General features: G+C 65.4%; 17 protein-coding genes and 1 tRNA gene. 5 read left to right on the forward strand and 13 right to left on the reverse strand.

Features of this window, described 5'->3' with window-relative positions:
* Window positions 1-59: 59 nt before the first annotated feature.
* Complete coding sequence (gene gyrA / locus ACFEMD_RS14190) at window positions 60-2,546, forward strand: DNA gyrase subunit A (RefSeq protein ID WP_394741700.1); 2,487 nt, start codon at window positions 60-62, stop codon at window positions 2,544-2,546.
* Window positions 2,547-2,621: 75 nt separating this feature from the next.
* Here the strand turns inward: gyrA and ACFEMD_RS14195 are convergent, their stop codons facing one another.
* The 3 genes from ACFEMD_RS14195 to ACFEMD_RS14205 all read right to left on the reverse strand — a co-directional run bounded on the left by ACFEMD_RS14195 (window position 2,622) and on the right by ACFEMD_RS14205 (window position 5,038).
* Window positions 2,622-3,155: an Rrf2 family transcriptional regulator gene (locus tag ACFEMD_RS14195; RefSeq protein WP_394741702.1), complete on the reverse strand. Its 534-nt coding sequence runs from the start codon at window positions 3,153-3,155 to the stop codon at window positions 2,622-2,624.
* 131 nt (window positions 3,156-3,286) lie between these two features.
* A complete protein-coding gene (locus tag ACFEMD_RS14200; RefSeq protein ID WP_394741704.1) occupies window positions 3,287-4,216 on the reverse strand; it encodes a ZIP family metal transporter in 930 nt (309 codons plus the stop codon).
* A 141-nt stretch (window positions 4,217-4,357) separates the two neighbouring features.
* Entirely contained in the window at window positions 4,358-5,038 is a 681-nt protein-coding gene (locus tag ACFEMD_RS14205; protein ID WP_394741706.1) for a metal-dependent transcriptional regulator, read from the reverse strand.
* Window positions 5,039-5,134: 96 nt separating this feature from the next.
* Between ACFEMD_RS14205 and rocF the strand changes: the two genes are divergently transcribed.
* The gene (rocF, locus tag ACFEMD_RS14210; protein ID WP_394741708.1) at window positions 5,135-6,055 is read left to right on the forward strand and encodes an arginase; all 921 of its coding nucleotides are present in this window, start codon (window positions 5,135-5,137) and stop codon (window positions 6,053-6,055) included.
* Window positions 6,056-6,151: 96 nt separating this feature from the next.
* Window positions 6,152-7,321: an NAD(P)/FAD-dependent oxidoreductase gene (locus ACFEMD_RS14215; protein ID WP_394741709.1), complete on the forward strand. Its 1,170-nt coding sequence runs from the start codon at window positions 6,152-6,154 to the stop codon at window positions 7,319-7,321.
* On the opposite strand, the gene ACFEMD_RS14220 is transcribed toward ACFEMD_RS14215, so the two are convergent.
* The 9 genes from ACFEMD_RS14220 to ACFEMD_RS14260 all read right to left on the reverse strand — a co-directional run bounded on the left by ACFEMD_RS14220 (window position 7,322) and on the right by ACFEMD_RS14260 (window position 14,398).
* The gene (locus ACFEMD_RS14220) at window positions 7,322-7,840 is read right to left on the reverse strand and encodes an acyltransferase (RefSeq protein WP_394741710.1); all 519 of its coding nucleotides are present in this window, start codon (window positions 7,838-7,840) and stop codon (window positions 7,322-7,324) included.
* Between the two features lie 52 nt (window positions 7,841-7,892).
* Complete coding sequence (locus ACFEMD_RS14225) at window positions 7,893-8,717, reverse strand: Nmad3 family putative nucleotide modification protein (RefSeq protein WP_394741711.1); 825 nt, start codon at window positions 8,715-8,717, stop codon at window positions 7,893-7,895.
* Between the two features lie 365 nt (window positions 8,718-9,082).
* Window positions 9,083-9,271 (reverse strand): hypothetical protein, encoded by a 189-nt coding sequence (locus tag ACFEMD_RS14230; protein WP_394741712.1) that lies wholly within the window; start codon window positions 9,269-9,271, stop codon window positions 9,083-9,085.
* Between the two features lie 217 nt (window positions 9,272-9,488).
* Window positions 9,489-10,526: a phosphatase PAP2 family protein gene (locus ACFEMD_RS14235; RefSeq protein WP_394741713.1), complete on the reverse strand. Its 1,038-nt coding sequence runs from the start codon at window positions 10,524-10,526 to the stop codon at window positions 9,489-9,491.
* Window positions 10,527-10,743: 217 nt separating this feature from the next.
* Window positions 10,744-10,814, reverse strand: a tRNA-Pro gene (locus ACFEMD_RS14240).
* 65 nt (window positions 10,815-10,879) lie between these two features.
* Window positions 10,880-11,782 (reverse strand): RNA-guided pseudouridylation complex pseudouridine synthase subunit Cbf5, encoded by a 903-nt coding sequence (locus tag ACFEMD_RS14245; RefSeq protein ID WP_394741714.1) that lies wholly within the window; start codon window positions 11,780-11,782, stop codon window positions 10,880-10,882.
* Entirely contained in the window at window positions 11,782-12,357 is a 576-nt protein-coding gene (gene cmk / locus ACFEMD_RS14250; protein WP_394741715.1) for a (d)CMP kinase, read from the reverse strand. The genes ACFEMD_RS14245 and cmk overlap by 1 nt, the downstream gene beginning before the upstream one ends.
* Before the next feature lie 84 nt (window positions 12,358-12,441).
* Window positions 12,442-13,395, reverse strand: coding sequence for a DUF106 domain-containing protein (locus ACFEMD_RS14255; RefSeq protein WP_005559199.1), 954 nt, complete (start codon window positions 13,393-13,395; stop codon window positions 12,442-12,444).
* A 367-nt stretch (window positions 13,396-13,762) separates the two neighbouring features.
* Window positions 13,763-14,398, reverse strand: coding sequence for an adenylate kinase (locus tag ACFEMD_RS14260; RefSeq protein ID WP_394741716.1), 636 nt, complete (start codon window positions 14,396-14,398; stop codon window positions 13,763-13,765).
* Between the two features lie 59 nt (window positions 14,399-14,457).
* Between ACFEMD_RS14260 and ACFEMD_RS14265 the strand changes: the two genes are divergently transcribed.
* A complete protein-coding gene (locus ACFEMD_RS14265; RefSeq protein ID WP_394741717.1) occupies window positions 14,458-14,868 on the forward strand; it encodes a hypothetical protein in 411 nt (136 codons plus the stop codon).
* Between the two features lie 83 nt (window positions 14,869-14,951).
* Here the strand turns inward: ACFEMD_RS14265 and ACFEMD_RS14270 are convergent, their stop codons facing one another.
* Window positions 14,952-15,239 (reverse strand): amphi-Trp domain-containing protein, encoded by a 288-nt coding sequence (locus ACFEMD_RS14270; protein WP_394741720.1) that lies wholly within the window; start codon window positions 15,237-15,239, stop codon window positions 14,952-14,954.
* 300 nt (window positions 15,240-15,539) lie between these two features.
* Here ACFEMD_RS14270 and trkA point away from each other — a divergent pair, with 300 nt between their 5' ends.
* Window positions 15,540-16,874: a Trk system potassium transporter TrkA gene (gene trkA / locus ACFEMD_RS14275; protein ID WP_394741721.1), complete on the forward strand. Its 1,335-nt coding sequence runs from the start codon at window positions 15,540-15,542 to the stop codon at window positions 16,872-16,874.
* Window positions 16,875-16,912: the final 38 nt, after the last annotated feature.

The following is a 16,912-nucleotide window of genomic DNA, read 5'->3' on the forward strand; positions in this document are numbered from 1 at the left end:
GGTAATCGAATGCACGAGACTACACGAAGACGAGACCGAGACGCAGTGAGTACCCACGCATGAGTTCGGAAGTACCCGATCCCACCGATATCGAGGCGGCCTCGATCGAGTCCGTCCGGATCGAAGACGAGATGGAGCAGAGCTACATCGACTACGCGATGAGCGTCATCGCGGGGCGAGCGCTTCCCGACGTCCGGGACGGCCTCAAGCCCGTTCACCGGCGCATCCTGTACGCGATGCACGAACTGGGCGTCTCCTCGGGCAGCAGTCACCGCAAATCCTCCTCGATCGTCGGGGAGACGATGGGTGACTACCACCCTCACGGCGACAGCGCGATCTACGACACCCTGGTCCGGATGGCCCAGGACTTCTCGATGCGCTATCCGCTGGTGGACGGCCAGGGGAACTTCGGCTCGATGGACGGCGATCCGGCCGCCGCACCCCGGTACACGGAGGCTCGGATGGCCCCCGTCGCCGAGGAACTCCTCGAGGACATCGGGAAGGATACGGTCGACTTCTCGGCGAACTACGACGACCGCCTGCAGGAGCCCGACGTTCTGCCCGCGGCGTTCCCGAACCTGCTGGTCAACGGCTCTTCGGGAATCGCGGTCGGGATGTCGACGAACATCCCGCCGCACAACTTAGGCGAGGTGATCGACGCGACGATCGAACTGATCGACGACCCCGACGCCACCGTCGAGGAGCTGATGGACCACGTCAAGGGTCCCGACTTCCCGACCGGCGCGAACATCGTCGGTCGCGACGCCGTCTACTCGGCGTACAAGACCGGCCGCGGACGGGTTCGAGTCCGCGCCGAGTTCGAGGTCGAGGAGTGGCAGTCCGGCCGCGAGCGGATCGTCGTCACCGAACTCCCCTTCCAGGAGAACAAGGCTCGCCTCGTCGAGCGCATCGCCGAGGACGTCACGGACGGCGACCTCGAGGGGATCACCGACCTGCGCGACGAGTCCGACCGCGACGGCGTCCGTATCGTTATCGAGCTCAAGCGCGGCGCGAACGTCGACGTCGTCAAGAACAAGCTCCTCGAGAGCCACCTCGAGAAGACGTTCGGTATCATCAACCTCGCGCTGGTCGACGGCCAGCCACAGGTGCTCTCGCTCAGAGAGACTCTGCAGGAGTACGTCGACCACCGCCGCGAGGTCGTCCGCCGGCGCAGCGAGTACGATCTCGCGGAGGCCGAGGACCGAGCGCATATCCTCGAGGGGCGACTGAAGGCCGTCGAGAACGCCGAGGACGTCGTCGAGCTGATCCGCGACAGCGAGGATCGTTCGGCGGCCAAGACGAACCTGCAGGAGGCCTACGAGTTCTCCGAGGAGCAGGCCGAACACATCGTCCGGATGCAACTCGGGAGCCTCACCTCGATGGAGGCCGCCGAGATCGACGAGGAGTACGAGGAGGTCCAGGCCGAGATCGAGCGCCTGACCGAGATCTTAGAGAGCGAGTCCGAACTGCTGGAGGTCATCAAAGACGAACTCCGCGAGATCAAAGCGGAGTACGGCGACGAGCGCCGAACCTCGATAATCGAGGACCAGGGGACGGTCACCCACGAGGACCTCATTCCGGAGGAGGAGGTCGTCGTCGTGATGACCGAGGACGACTACGTCAAGCGGATGCCGATCGACGACTTCGACCCCCAGGGCCGAGGTGGAAAAGGGATCATCGGCGCGGACGTGAAAGACGACGACCGCGTCTCGACGGTGTTCCGGGCGAACACCCACGACTTCCTGCTTTGCTTTACCAACCAGGGGAAGGTCTACCAGCTGAAGACCTACGAGATCCCCGAGATGGGCCGGACGGCCCGCGGAAAGTCCGCGGTCAACATCCTCGATCTGGACGCGGGCGAGGATATCACGGCGATCGTCGACACCGACGCGTTCGGTGACGACGAGTACGTGACGATGGTCACCAGAAACGGCTACGTCAAGCGGACTGCCGGCGAGGAGTTCGACAACATCCGCTCGACGGGAATCATCGCCGCCGATCTCGAGGAGGGCGACGAACTGGTCGACGTCGAGGTCACCGACGGCTCCCAGGACCTGGTGATCGCCACCGAAGGTGGGATGACGATCCGCTTCGACGAGGGCGAGGTCCGGGCGATGGGACGAAACGCCCGCGGAGTCAACGGGATCAAGCTCACCGACGGCGACGCCGTCGCCGGACTGGTCGCGACCGACGAGGCCGACGAGCGCGCGCTACTGACCGTCACCCGGAACGGGTACGGCAAGCGGACGCCGCTCTCGGAGTACCGAACTCAGTCCCGCTACGGCAAGGGTCTGATCGATATCAAGACCGACGGGCGGAACGGACACGTAACGACCGTCAAGGCCGTCGACGCCGACGACCACCTCGTCATGATGAGCGAGCGCGGCCAGATCGTCCGGACGCGGGTCGACGAGGTGTCGACCGTCGGCCGGAACACGATGGGTGTGATCGTCATGGACGTCGACGACGGCGACGCCGTCGCGAGCGTCGACGTCCTGCCGGCGGCCTCGGTGGCCGACGAGAACGAGCGCGCCGACGCGAACTGACGGCGCCGCAGCTTGGTTTTCCAGGAGGAAAGAACGGACGACAGAGCGGAGAATCGAGAGAACGATCCCAGTCAGCTAGTGGTTCGGCTCCTCGGCCGGCGCGACCATATCGTCGATGCGGAGGATGAGGATGTTGTTCGTATCGTCTCGCCCGTCGAGGGTCCCCTCGATGACGAGCTTCGACAGCGGCGTCGGGCCGACCGTGACGGAGTCACCTTCCTCGATCCCGTCCGAGGTGCCCTGCATGTGGATCTCGGCCCGGCAGAGTTCGGGGTGGTGGACGCTCGAGAGGTCGATCTCCTCGACGATGATGCCCTCGAGGGGTTCGCCCTCGTGTTCGACGGGGACGGAGGCGGGGTCGTCCATCTGCTGGATCTCGAGGGCCTCGAACGCCGCTGCGGTCGGCTTGTAGCCGCCTTTCGGACCGGGGACGCCCTCGACCAGCTGCAGTGCCTTCAGGCTCTGCATCTGGTTGCGGATGGTGCCAGGGTTGCGGTCTACCTGTTCGGCGATATCCTCGCCCTTGATCGCGTCCTCCGATTCCTTGTGGAGGTTCGTCAACGCGCGGAGAATTTTCTTCTGGCTAGGGGTGAGTTCGATTGATGACATGCTGTAATCTTCGTGATTGATTTCCTTAAACCCGACGGGTGGGTCGGGCAGTTCGCTCGATTAGGAGGTGACGCCCCGACGCAGTAATCAGTTTTCATTCCGCCGTCCCCGGGATTTGCGACCCGGCGCGCTCAGCCGGGAAGGATCCATCCCTCCACGATGACGTCCTCGAGGACGAACATGAGCGCGACGCCGGCGACGAACGTCACGGCGTTGAGACGCGTCACGATCGTGTCGGCGTCGAAGCGGATGAGTTCGGCGAGTTCGACCAGCACCTGCAGGATCGCGCCGATCGCGATCGCGTAGAAGATCACGGCGAGCAGCGCCGAGTCCGCGAGACTGCCGATCCAGCCGCCCAGGATCACCGGACCCCCGGCCAGTACGCCCATGATGGCGAAGTGGTGAAGCGGCGGGCTCGCCGTATCACGGGCGACCGCGGCGACGACGGTCGGGCCCTCCATGATGTTGTGCATGACGAATCCGATCACCAGGAGCATCACGAGTTCGCCCTGGCCGAGAACGAACGCGGTCCCGATGGCCAGCCCCTCGCCGATGCTGTGGAGGCCGAGGGCGACGGCGACCAGGTACGCGACGTGGAGGCCGCTCTTTTCGGCGCCCGTCGCCGCCGTTCGCTGGCGCCACCTGCTGAGCGCGTACATGATTCCGAACGTCGCGGCTACACCTCCGACTGCGGCGACTACCGCGAGCGACGTACTCTCGAGTTCGCCACCGTAGTCGATCACCTCCTCGGTCATCTCGAAGGCGATAAAGGCGAGGACGCCGGCCGAGAGCGCGAGAAACGCGTGGATGAACCGATAGTCCAGTGCGCGAATGAACGGAAACCAGAGCATCCCGATCGCCACCGGAACGATCCCGGCCAGGAAGCCGATGATCGTGAGCATCCAGAGGATATCGACGGTGCTCGCGTCCGCCATCGATCCGAGATCACCGAACGGCGAGGTAACGACCAGCAGGGCGAGCACGGCCGCCAGCACGACGAGCGGAGCGATAGCGAGAACCCAGTGGGGGACTCGTTCGTGTATCGGCAACTCGTTACCCATACTGCCACACCTCGATCCGGACGCGTCGCTGATTCATTACGTACCCTTTAGATGCGTCTAATCATATGCCTTTCTCACTTACTTTTCGACTGAGACTAATCAAATGTCGGCGACAGAATGAGTACGGTTCGGAACCGGAACTTAGCCTTCGGCCTCGACCGGCGGGGCGACGCGGACGTGATGGGCGACCGTCTCGGGGATCGACACCGGCTCGTCGTGTACACTCGAACGGGCCGTCACCATGCCGAAGGGCGCGACCTCGAGGATCTCGAGTTCGACCCCCGGTTCGATGCCGTGGTCGGCCAGGTACGAGAGGATCTCCGGATCGCGGTCGGCGACCTCCTCGACGACGACGACGTCGCCCTCCTCGAATCCGGCGATAGACTCGCCCGCTCGGCGCTCGGGCGGCTCGAGGTCCGCGCTGGGGATCGGCGAGCCGTGGGGGTCGACCGTCGGCTCGTCGAGCGCGGCCGCGACGCGAGCCTCGAAGTCCTCGCTGATGTGGTGTTCGAGCCGGTCGGCCTCCTCGTGGACCTCCGACCAGTCGTAGTCCAGATGTTCGGTGAGGTAGGATTCGAGCAGCCGGTGGTGGCGAACGACCTCGAGCGCGACCGTCTCACCCTCTTCGGAGAGGGTGACGCCGCGGTACTTCTCGCGGTCGACGAGCCCGCGTTCCTCGAGTTTCTCGAGCATGCTGGTGACGGTCGGCGACGTAACGTCCAGCTCCTCGGCGATCGCCGACGTCTTGATCCGGTCGTCGGTCCCCTGCTGAAGCTGGTAGATCGCCTTGAGGTAGTCTTCCATCACGTCGCTCAGCATCATTTCGATCGGTTTTCGAGCCGTCTAACCCTAAACCTATCGACGCCGAGATTCGACGTGAACCGGCACGAACAAAACGCTGCTCCCGAAAGGCATCGTATGGCTCAGACAGTGCGAATCATCGGCGCGCCGATGGACTACGGGGCGAACCGTCGCGGCGTCGACATGGGTCCGTCGGCGATCAGGTACGCCGGCCTGGCCGACGAACTCGTGGGGGCGGGCGTCGAACCGGTCGACGCCGGCGATCTACACATTCCGCGGGCCGAGGAGCGCGATCCGGACGCCACCCAGCCCCGCGAGGGGAACGCGAAGTTCCTTCGCGAGGTTGGCGACATCTGCTCGCGGCTCTCGGAGGAAGTTGCCGAGACGCTCGCCGACGGGGAGTTCCCGCTGGTGTTGGGCGGCGATCACTCGGTCGCGATCGGCTCGATGACCGGCGCCTCCCGAACCGCGGAGCTGGGTGCGATCTGGTTCGACGCCCACGCCGACCTCAACACGCCCGAATCCTCGCCGAGCGGGAACGTCCACGGCATGCCACTCGCCGCGGTGCTCGGCCGGGGGGCGTTCGACGAGATGGAGTGGGCCAGCGCCCCGAACCTCCGCGAGGAGTCGATCGCGTACGTCGGCCTCCGCAGCATCGACGAGCGCGAACGCGAGTGGATCCGCGACAGCGAGATGACCGCGTTCACCATGGCCGATATCGACGAGCGAGGGATCACGAACGTCGTCGAGGACGCTCTCGATATCGCAACCGACGGCACCGACGGCATTCACGTCAGCCTCGACCTCGACTGGCTCGATCCGAAGGCGGCACCCGGCGTCGGGACCCCGGTTCGTGGCGGCGTCACCTATCGGGAGGCCCACTCCGCGCTCGAGCGGGTCTCGACGCGAAACCGGCGCGAGGGCGTCCTTCGGTCGATGGACGTCGTCGAGGTGAACCCGATCCTCGACGAGCGCAACGAGACGGCGACGCTCGCGGCCGACCTCACGGCGAGCGCCTTCGGCAAGCGAATCCTCTGAACCGCGCTCGCTCGGGCGGACTCCGAGCGTGTGAATCTCACTCTCGGCCGTTCCTGTTTCAACACCTTTGTATCGGAGTGTTTCAGAGTGACACGTATGACCGAGAACGTCGTCGTACTCGGCGCCGGCTACGCCGGGGCCGGTGCGGTCAAAACGCTTCAATCGGAGCTCGATGACAGCGCGCGCCTGACCTGGATCGCCGACGTCGACTACCACCTCGTCCTTCACGAGTCCCACCGCGTGATCCGTGATCCCGACATCCAGGAGGATATCACGATCCCGGTCGAGGAGATAGCGGCGCCCTCGACCCGGTTCGTCGAGGACGAGGTCACCGGTCTCGACACCGACGAACGGGTCGTCGAACTCGCCGACGGCGAGGACGTCGACTACGATTACGTCCTCGTCGCGCTGGGGAGCCAGACCGCCTACTACGGCATCCCCGGCCTCGAGGACCACTCGCTGACCCTCAAGAGCCTGGACGACGCCCTCGAGATCCACGAGGCCGTCGTGGAGGCGAGCCGCGAAGCGACCCGCGGCGACCCCGCCCAGATCGTCATCGGCGGCGCCGGCCTCTCGGGCATCCAGACCGCCGGCGAGATCGCCGAGTTCCGCGACAACCACCGCGCGCCCCTCGAGATCCACCTCGTCGAAGCGCTCGAGGAGATCTTCCCCGGCAACGATCCGGAGATCCAGCAGGCGCTTCGGGACCTGCTCCAGGACGCCGGCGTCCAGATCCACACGGACGATCCGATCACCGAAGCGGACGACGACGTGATCCACTTCGACGAGGGCGAGCCCCTGAGCCACGACGTGCTCGTCTGGACCGGCGGGATCACGGGACGGGACGCCCTCGAGACGGCCGACCTCGAGAAGGAGCACAACCGCGTCAACGCCGGCGCGAACTTCCAGACGTCGAACGAGCGCGTCTTCGCGATCGGCGACTCCGCGGTCGTCGACCAGGGCGACCGACCCGCACCGCCAACGGCCCAGGCCGCCTGGCAGGCCGCGGACGTCGCCGCCGAGAACATCAACCGCGCCATCCAGAACCGACCGCTGAAGACCTGGGAGCACAAGGACAAGGGAACCGTCGTCTCCGTCGGCGACAAGGCCGTCGCCCACGGCGTCAAGCCGGCGTTCGGTCTCGCACTCCCCGTCGACACCTTCGGCGGCGCCCCCGCGAAGAATCTGAAGAAGGCGATCGCCGCCCGCTGGATCACCGACGTCTCCTCGGCGAACCGCGCGCGAAAGGCCTGGTCCTCGCTGTAGCTACTCCGCAAGCGACTCCGCGTCCATCGGTCGGGCCGGCACGCCCGCGACGGTCGCCCCCGGTTCGACGTCCCGCGTGACCAGGGAGTTCGCCGCGACGCTCGCGCCCGCGCCGATCTCGACGCCCGGCAACACGATCGCTCCCGCGCCGATCATCGCGCGCTCGCCGACGACGACCTCGCCCGTTCGGTACTCCTCCTGGAGGAACTCGTGACACAGCAGCGTCGCATCGTAGCCGACGATCGCGTGATCCTCGACGGTGATCAGCTCGGGCCAGAACACGTCCGGCGTGGCCTCGAGTCCCCAGGAGACGCCGGTGCCGACGGAGGCACCGATCCGTCGGAGCAGCCAGCGCTTGAGCCGCAGGCTCGGCGAGATCCGGACGAGCCAGACGACGACGTAGTTGATCGCGATCCGGAGCGGGCTGCGCGCTCGAGTCCAGTGGGCGAGGGAGTTGGCGACACCGGGCGTTCGATGGCTGCGCACGCGGTCGTGGCGGGAGGGCGTCTCGTCGGTCACTACGGGAAGCGTTCGGGTCGTCGACACATGAAACCGATCGGTTTCGCGGTCTTCACTCGGGTACACTCCGTCTCGAGGGCGGGTCCGAACTCGAGCGCTCCCCGGGAAGCCCGACTTTCTCGCGGAAGCGCTCTCCGGAGAGTTCACACCGGTAGGCGGGTTTGAACATCATGTTCGCGCCGCCCTCCCGGACGTTCCACGCGGACTCGACCTCCTCGCGCAGGTAGTACTGGGCCTGGACGTTGCCCTCCCTGACGTAGTAGTCGCTGATCCGGATGGGGTCCCGGTCGAACAGCCCGCCCGGCTCGCGGCCGTCGACGATTACGACCGGCTTCTCGAGGTAGAGCTCGTCGCCCCGCGCGCGCTTGGCGTGGGCGTTCTCGGGGTGGGCCTCGAGGATCGATCGCCGCTCCTCGTCCGACTGTTCGGGGGTGACGACCGCGACCGAGTCGACGGTGAAGTAGCCGATCAGGTAGCGGTGAGCGCGGTCGCCGCCCGGTCGCCGGAGTCCGGCGTAGAAACCGACGACGTCGCCGGGCTCGAGGGCGCGCAGCCGGGAGACGTAGCCGCTGGTGCGGTGTTCGCCGTAGGTCAGCGCTTCGAAGTTGGGATCGCGGTGCAGCGGCCAGGACTCGAGGTCGTCCCCGGAGATGGGGTCACGGCCGCCACGGACCGGCTGGGGCTCGATCCGGGTCGTGATATCAGCCGCGACGCCGTCGTCGCCGCGCAGCGCCCAGGAGCCGAGCGTTTCCGTCTCCGCCGTCTCGCAGGTTTTCTCCGGAATCGGGACGTACTCGAACCGTCCGTCGTCGTACAGCGGCCCGAGCGCTCCGAGGTTCGTGCTGTCGGCGCCAACGCCGGCGAGAACGACCGTCATAGCCGACTCCTCCGCAACGAACGCCGATAAAGCCGCCGATCGCGGGGTCCGCGGCCGGCAACGATCGACTCGAGCGAGCATCGTCCGCTCCCCGTTCGTGTCGGACCGGAGCCACACCTACACACCTTGGTGAAGACTACTCAACCGTCGAGTTCCAACCGTTTGGCAGTGCGCGAGTTCGTCGAGTGCAGCGACTGCGAGTTCGTCCTGCTGGCGGGGGGCGGCTCCGATCCCGTTCCGAAACGCCAGGACGTGTGTCCGAGGTGCGACGGAACCGAATTTCGATTTCCTGACGGAGGATCTACCGACTAAAACGATTCGCACAGCAGTCTCCGGCCGCCGCGCAGTCCGACCCGGACTGACGGTTAGCGGCTGCTACTGCTCTCGTCGGTCGATCCGAGCGCATCGACGACGCGAAGCGCTCGCTTCTCGCAGTCACAGCCACTCGTCGAACTGATCGGACGAATCTCGCCGTCGGGGCGGCGCCAGACGGCACAGACCTCGCCGCAGTTCTCACAGACGGCGGCTCGCTTCTCTCGGTTTTGCGTCGTCATCGTCGAAACGCCGGGTGGTGGTGGTCGGCGGGTGGTGGTGGTGTGTCACCGGTAACGCTTCCCGGCATCGTTCGTTGCTCGCGACGAGCGTATTGAACCGGGTGATCGTCCGCTCGAGTTACCGATCGTTTATCGGAATTGTCCCGACTTTCGTCACGGGAGCGGTCGCTCGCCGAACCGATTCGGGTAGAGCCAGCGGTCCCGCGACCCGAACGCGCTACCGGTTTCGATCCTGCAGCCGATTCGTGTAATCGCGAACGGCGCCGAGTCCTCGACGCCAGGGATGGGGTGAGAGCAGGTACCGAACTCCGGTCCCCGCTGCCCGGAGCCAGAACGCGACCGTGACGCTAACGCGGCGAGCACGCCGGGAGTGGCGCAGAACCGGGACCGTCACGACCGTCGCGGTTCCGAGACCGGCGAGGCCGGCAGCGGCGTACACCGACAGTATCGGGAAGAACTCGAGGGCGCCGACCAGCGGCGCGAGCGCGAGCGCGGCGAGCCCGCCCCTGATCGCGACCGGTCGGACCGCTTGTGAAGGCAATTCGACGGCCACGAGTCGCCGTCCGAGAACGATCAGCTGCCACCCGGCGAACGCGCCGAGCGACGCCGCAAGGATCAGCACCGCCTCAGTAGCCGCGTCGCTCGTGCCGACGAAGAACCCGCCGAATCCGATCGCGACGGCAAACGTGATCGTCGCCTGATCGGTCAGTTTCCGGTCCAGAATCGCCTTGACGGCCGCCAGCAGAGCGAGTCCGACCCCGACGCCGACGACGACGTCGACCAAATAGTGAACCCCCAGCGCGACCCGAGAGACGCTGACGGTCGCGATCAATCCCGCCGCGACCCCGAACCGCCGTCGGCGCGTGCTCACGGTGAGAACGTGGGCCAATCCGAGGTAGACGATCGTCGTGTTGACCGCGTGCCCGCTCGGGAACCCGTAGCCGGTCGCGAAGGCCGTCGCCTCGTACAGTTGCTGGACGACGATCGGGAGCAGCTCCGGCTCGAGCAGCGGTTCGTCCGGCCTGGGAAACTCAAATATTTCCTTCAGACCCTTGTACAGCCCCATTCCGGCGAGCCAGACGCCGGCGACGGTCGCGACGTCGTCCCGGTTCGGCGAGCCGATCCAGTAGAACGTCGCGAGGACGAGCGCCAGAAACCAGATGTCGCCGAACTGGGTGAGCAGGGCGACGACGACGGCCATCCATTCGGGAATCGTTCCCTGAATCGGGTCAAACTCGCCGATTCCGCGTGACATTACCCGACTCTCGGCGCTCAACGGTCAAAACACTATTCGCTTTGCTACCTGGAAGACGTAATAAATTTCGAGACGGTCCAGCGAAGCTGTTCCTTAGTCCTCCGTTTTCTCCGAAAACAGTGGGACCTCGGTCGCAGCAAAGCTGCTCCCTGCTCCCATTTCCACTCCTCACGTCACAACGGTCGCTCTGCTCCCTCGCTCGTTGCGTCGCGAAAAGTGGGACCGCCGAGAATTGAACTCGGGTCCTACGGACCCCATCCGCAGAGGATACCACTACCCCACGGTCCCGTACCTTGACCGATGGCCGTCTGCCGTTTAAGCGTGTCGTTTCGCCTCGAGACTGCCGTCCGAACTCAGACCAGCACTCGCTCGAGGTCGACGACGGTTCCCGACTCCGCGTCGGAATCCCCGACCAGTGTGCCCAGACAGACGGCGGCGCCGTCGGACGTGAAACAGGCCACCAGCGATCCCCGCTCGGCGTCGTCGGCCTCGAGCACGCCGGGCGCGTAGACGGGCGCGCCGGTCGCGACCTGCTCGGCCGCACTGTCGGCGATCACCACTCGAGGAATGTGCTCGAGGATCCGCTCGGCGGGCTCGACCACGTCGTACAGAGGCTCGGGGTCGTCGTCCTCGAGCCAGAACGCGAGCGCGTCGTAGAACGCCTGTGCCGTATGCAGCGTCGAGTCGTCGAACGGCGTCGTCGCCGTCCGGCGGAGGTGACCCATGTGGCCGCCGGTGCCGAGTGCGAGCCCCAGATCGTGACAGAGCTTGCGAACGTAGGTCCCGCTCTCGCAGCCGATCCGTACGAGCAGTCGTCGGTCCTCGACCTCGAGGACGTCGAGGTCGTAGATCTCGCGTACCCGGAGCCGACGCGAGACGGCGCTCTTCCGGGGTGGTTTCTGGTAGATCGGCCCCTCGAACTCGCTGGCGATCGATTCGGCGTCTCCCGGCACCGAGCCGTGACACTCGAGGACGGCGACGTACTCCTTTTCGCCCTCGAGAAACGTCTGGGCGAGTCGGGTCGCCTCGCCGAGCATAACCGGCAGACAGCCCGTTACCTTCGGATCGAGTGTGCCGGCGTGGGCCGCCTGGTCGATCGGTTCCGCGTCGCGTTCGGTGAGAGCGTCGGCGACTTCGTCGCGGAGCCAGCCGCTGACCTGGTGGGAGGAGGGGCCGGGCGGTTTGTCGAGGTTGACGACGCCAAACTGCAGCAGTTCGGCGGGCGAGCGTTCCTCGGGTGGGCCACGCAACGCCATCAGAACTCGTAGTCTGCGGTGACGGGTGCTTTCCCCTCGTCGCCGTGGGCCTCATACTCGTCGACGGCGGTGACGAGCATGTCGAGGACGGCGTCCGGATCCCAGCGAGCGGTGTTCACCGAGAGGTCGTAGATCGTCAGATCCCGGATGTCGATCCCGTAGTACTCCTGGTAACGCTGGGCCTCGCTCGCCTCCCGTGCCTCGGTCTCTTCGGTCGCCCGCCGTGGATCCTTCTCCTCGCGTTCGGCGATTCGCTCGCCGCGGACCGACGCTGGCGCGTCGAGCCAGAACCGAAAGTCGGCGTGGTCGCCGGCGAGCCAGCCCGCCAGCCTGGACTCGAGAACCAGATCGTCATCCTCGGTGGCGATCTCGCGGAGCCGACGGTCGAGATCCCGATCGATCTCGTCGTTTTCCTCGGCCAGCTTGTTGAACTCGAGCGGTGTATACCCCCGCTCGTCGGCCAGTTCGCGGAAGATATCCCCGCCGCTGACGTGGTCGAGATCGAAGGCGTCGGCGAGTAACTCAGCGGTCGTACTCTTCCCGCTTCCCGGCGGGCCGGAGACGGTAAGTAACATATTCGAACTGCGGCGGGGCGGGTAAAATGGGTTTTGAATCGGCCGACGCCTCGAACTCGGTCGCGCGGAGAGTGTGTCCGCGCTTTACGTGCTCGAGGGCGTCATGTCGATGTTCAACGCCTTGCGAAGCAGCTGGGTGAACCCCATCGAGCACAGGAAGTACCAGACGATCCAGGCCCACATCGGACCGAGCAGCCCCTCGTCGAGGGCGACCTCGCCGACGATCGGCATGATCATCATTCGGTCAGCCTCGGTGATGTGGCCGCCGAGGATCTTCCAGTACATCCAGAGGAACAGCGGGATGGTAAACAGCATGATCCAGACCATCGGCCGGAACTGCTCTTTGAACATCCCGAGGTTGTCGGCCATCGCCTCCATCTGTTCCTCACGAACATCCTCCATCTCGTTCTCGAGGCGCTCGATCTCGGCTTCGCTCGCGTCCCGTTCCTCGGCTTCCTTCTTGCGCTCGCGGACGTCCTTCTGTTTCTCCTGCATCGCCTTCATCCGTTCCTGGTACTTGCCGATCCGTTCGGGGTTCATCAGGTTCGCCTGCAGGAGCGTCGAGTACAGTCCCGTCAGCAGCGCGACCGAGAGGATCACCGCGTAGAACGGCAGCGCCGCGTCGAGCGGGCCGAACACGAGATCGATCGTGCCGCCGACGGTGTTCCGGACGGAGTCGAGCCAGTAACCGATCATCAACAGGACGGAGCCGACGGCGGCCAGCTTGTCCCACTGCGACCAGCTCGCGGCATCCTCGTCGATGTCGACGTCCGGCACCCCGCCGCCGACGTCGCCGTCGCCGTCGAGGGCCTCGTCGTAGGCCTCGCGGTCGGCGATTTCGAACCCCTCGTCGCCGTCGACCAGCACCCCTTTCTCGATCAGTCGGCCCCACTGTCCGCTGGTCAGATCGTCGTTGACGTCTCCCCACTGAACCTCGCCGCCGTTCCTGTCGGCTTCCTCGCGGACCGCCTCCAGGGCCTCCGTTATCGAGGAATCCTCGCGGACGAGGGCGTTGATCTTCTCGGCTGTACGCGTCATCTGCCAGAGGCTAGGGTACGTCCGATATACAAGTGTTTTTCTTCGCGTGCCCGAGCCCCGACCGGACTCGAGTCTCGGTCGGTTGGCCCAGGCGGCGTCCTCGATCGTCGCCCTTTCGAACTACTCCGGTGGAACACGGCCAACAGAGCGGAAACACTGCACTCGAGACGGTACTCTCGTTCGAGCTGGTCGTCCGTCTCCCTGTTCCGATCCCGGTTGTACCGGGCGAGATCCCGTACCGCTTCACGGCGCTCCCCGGCCGTAGATGCGGTTCGAACCGCCTCGAGGAGCCTCGAGTGTTCGGAGTCGATCTTACCGGACGTCACGTTTGGGACGTCGTTCTACAAAAAAAGCAGGCCGAGGCGGTTCACGCCGCGTCTTCGATCGTCGCCTTCACGTCCCCCCAGACCTCGTCGGGCGCCTGGTTGCCGTCGACGCGCTCGAGAACGCCCTCCTCCTCGTAGTGTTCGACGACCGGCTCCGTGTTCTCCCGGTAGACTCGCAGCCGTTCCTTGACGGTTTCCTCGGTGTCGTCCTCGCGCTGCTCGAGGCGCCCCTCGATCTCGGGGTCCTCCGGCGGGTTGTACTCGACGTGGTAAATCTCGCCGGTTTCGGGATCCATCCGACGACCCGTCAGCCGGTGAACCAGCTCCTCCTCGTCGACGTCGAGGTAGAGCACGACGTCGAGGTCGGTCATCTCCGCGAGCTCCTCGGCCTGCTCCAAGTTCCGCGGGTAGCCGTCGAGCACGTAGCCGTCGGCCTGGGAGAGCGCCTCGTCGACGATGGCGTTGACGACCTCGTCGGGGACGAGCTCGCCCTGGTCCATGTACTCCGCCGGCGTATCGTACTCCGTGTCCATGTCGGAGATGTCCATCTCCTTGTTCGAGCGGAGCGCGTCGCCGGTCGTGACGTGTTCGACGTCGAACTCTTCGGCGATGTTTGCGCTCTGTGTCCCTTTTCCCGCCCCGGGTGCGCCCAGGATCAGGATGTGTGGCTGTGCCATGTTCCCTCGTTCAGCACCGTCACATAAAGGCTTAAAGAATCGGGCACGTCGGTACGGGTATGACTCGATTCGACGCCAGCGAGCCGGCCGAGCGACGGAAGCTGTACGCCGACGGAATCCAGGCACACCGCGAGCGAGGGGACGGGTTCGTCACGTTCGAGGTCGATGCCGACTCCGTCTCGGCGGCCGAGGACCTCGACCCCGAACTGGGAACGCCGTGGGTCCAGTTCGCCGACGGGACGATCAACGTCGACTGCACCGACGAGGAACTCGAGTCGCTCAAGGGCCTGCTCTCGGAGTTTCCGGTGTTCAAGATCGACGAGATCCACCGCTCCGAGGAGGTCGAGGGCGTCAACGTTCGAATCAGCGCGAAGGCCGATCCGAACCGGATCGGACAGTTCGTCGACGCCGTCTTCGCCCGCGTCTACGGGCTCCCCGAGGAGTTTCGGGTCTGGGTCGTCGATCTCTGATACGGACTACTGGAAGTCAGTTTCGGCGCAAGCCCGAGCCGTCTCGCGGTTACGCCAGCAAACCGGTACAGCGGACCGTCTGATTATTCGATTCGGAGCTCGCCGCCCGAGCCGTCCTCGCCCTCGCTTCCCTCGTCCCATTCGAGTTCGAACTCGACGCTGAGTTCGGCGGGACCGCCCGAACTCGAGGTCTCGCGTTCGGCCTTGATCTCGAAGGTCGGGCGAGCCGGCGGGGACATCGTGACCGACTCGCCGCCGGCCTCGAGTGAGATGTCGCCGCCGTCGATCGAGTCGGCGACCGATCGAAGGTAGTCGGCGATCTCGTTGCGTTCCATCGACCGTTCGAACTTGAACAGCACTTCCTCTGGCATACGAGAGGAGAGGAGCTATCGGGTATAGAACCTGTCGCCGAGTTCTGACCGACGGGAGCGATCGAAAGCCGTTCGATTCGTTCAGTCGCTGGATTTATCGCGGCCGAAAATAGAGGACACGGTACAGACGGAATCGGATCGCTCCGGTCTACGGGTCCGACCGTTCGCCGCTTCGGAGCGGCGATCCCTTACCTTGTTACGCATGACGTCTGCCAGATCTCCGCCCTGTCGATCGTCGTCTCGCCTCGAGATCCCCGATCTCCCGAACTCGATCGTCAGCACGAGTACGAGGTGGTCGCCGTGCACGTGATTATCGTCGGGGCCGGCGAAGTCGGTCAGTCGATCGCCGAAAACCTTCAGGAAACCCACGACGTCGTCGTCGTCGACCGGGACGAGGAGATCGTCGAGGACCTCACCTACTCGATGGACGTCCTCGCGATCCGGGGGAACGGAACCGACATCTCGACGCTTCGAGAGGCGGGTCTCGACGAGGCCGATCTCGTGATCGCCTCCACCGACAACGACGAGTCGAACGTCGTGATCTGTGGCGCCGCCAAGACCGAAAGCGATGCGTTCACCATCGCCCGCGTGCGACGCCGGACGCTACTCGAGACCTGGCAGGGAACCCAGGGAGCGTTCGGCGTCGACTTCATGGTCTGTACGGACCTGCTCGCGGCCCAGACGATCTTCCGGATCTCCGGGCTGCCGGCGGCCCAGGACGTCAACATGTTCGCGGGCGGGCTCGTCCGCATGGCGGAGTTCGAGATCGGTCCGGACAGCCCCGTCGCTGACCTTTCCATCCAGGAGGCGGACTGTTACGACTCGATGACGTTTGCCGCGATCTTCCGTGAAGGGGAGATGACCGTCGCGAGCGGGGAGTCGGTCATCCGCTCCGGCGATCGGGTCGTCGTTATCGGAAGCCCGGACTCGGTGAAGGGATTCGCCTCGGATATCACGACGCCCGATCACAGCGAGAACAGGGAAATCGTCATCATCGGCGCCAGCGAGATCGGCTTCCAGACCGCCCGCGAGTTCGAGGACCACGGCTACGAACCCCGTCTGATCGAGCAAGACCACGATCGCGCTCGAGAGGTCGCCGAAGCCTTGCCGAACACGATGGTGATGGAAAGCGACGCGACCGACACGGACTTTCTTGTCCGGGAGCACGTCGACGAGGCCGACATCGTTATCGCCGCGCTCGACGGCGACGAGAAGAACCTGCTCGTCTCGCTGTTGGCCAAACGTCTGGGGGTCGATCGAACGATCGCGGTCATCGAGAACCTCCAGTACGCCGAACTGTTCGAGCAGGTCGGCGTCGACGTCGCGATCAACCCCCGCGAGGAGACCGCCGAGGAGATCATTCGATTCACACACACGGCTCACACCGAGAAGATCGCGATGGTCGAGCACGACCGCGCCGAAGTCATCGAGATCGAAGTCAGTGAAGACAGCGCACTTACCGGACGCCCGATCGCCGAGGCGGCCGCCGAGTTCCCCGACGGCGTCGTGATCGGCGCGATCTCCAGACGGGGCGACCTGATCACGCCCCGAGGAACGACCGTCGTCGAACCCGGGGATCACGTCGTCCTCTTCGTCGACGCGACGGTTCTCGATCGGGTCCTCGAGATGCTGTAGACCGTCGTTCGCGTACCGATTGCCGTCCGGTCACCGTT

This window comes from Natronococcus roseus, from assembly GCF_043677095.1.
GTDB classification, from domain to species: Archaea; Halobacteriota; Halobacteria; order Halobacteriales; family Natrialbaceae; genus Natronococcus; species Natronococcus roseus.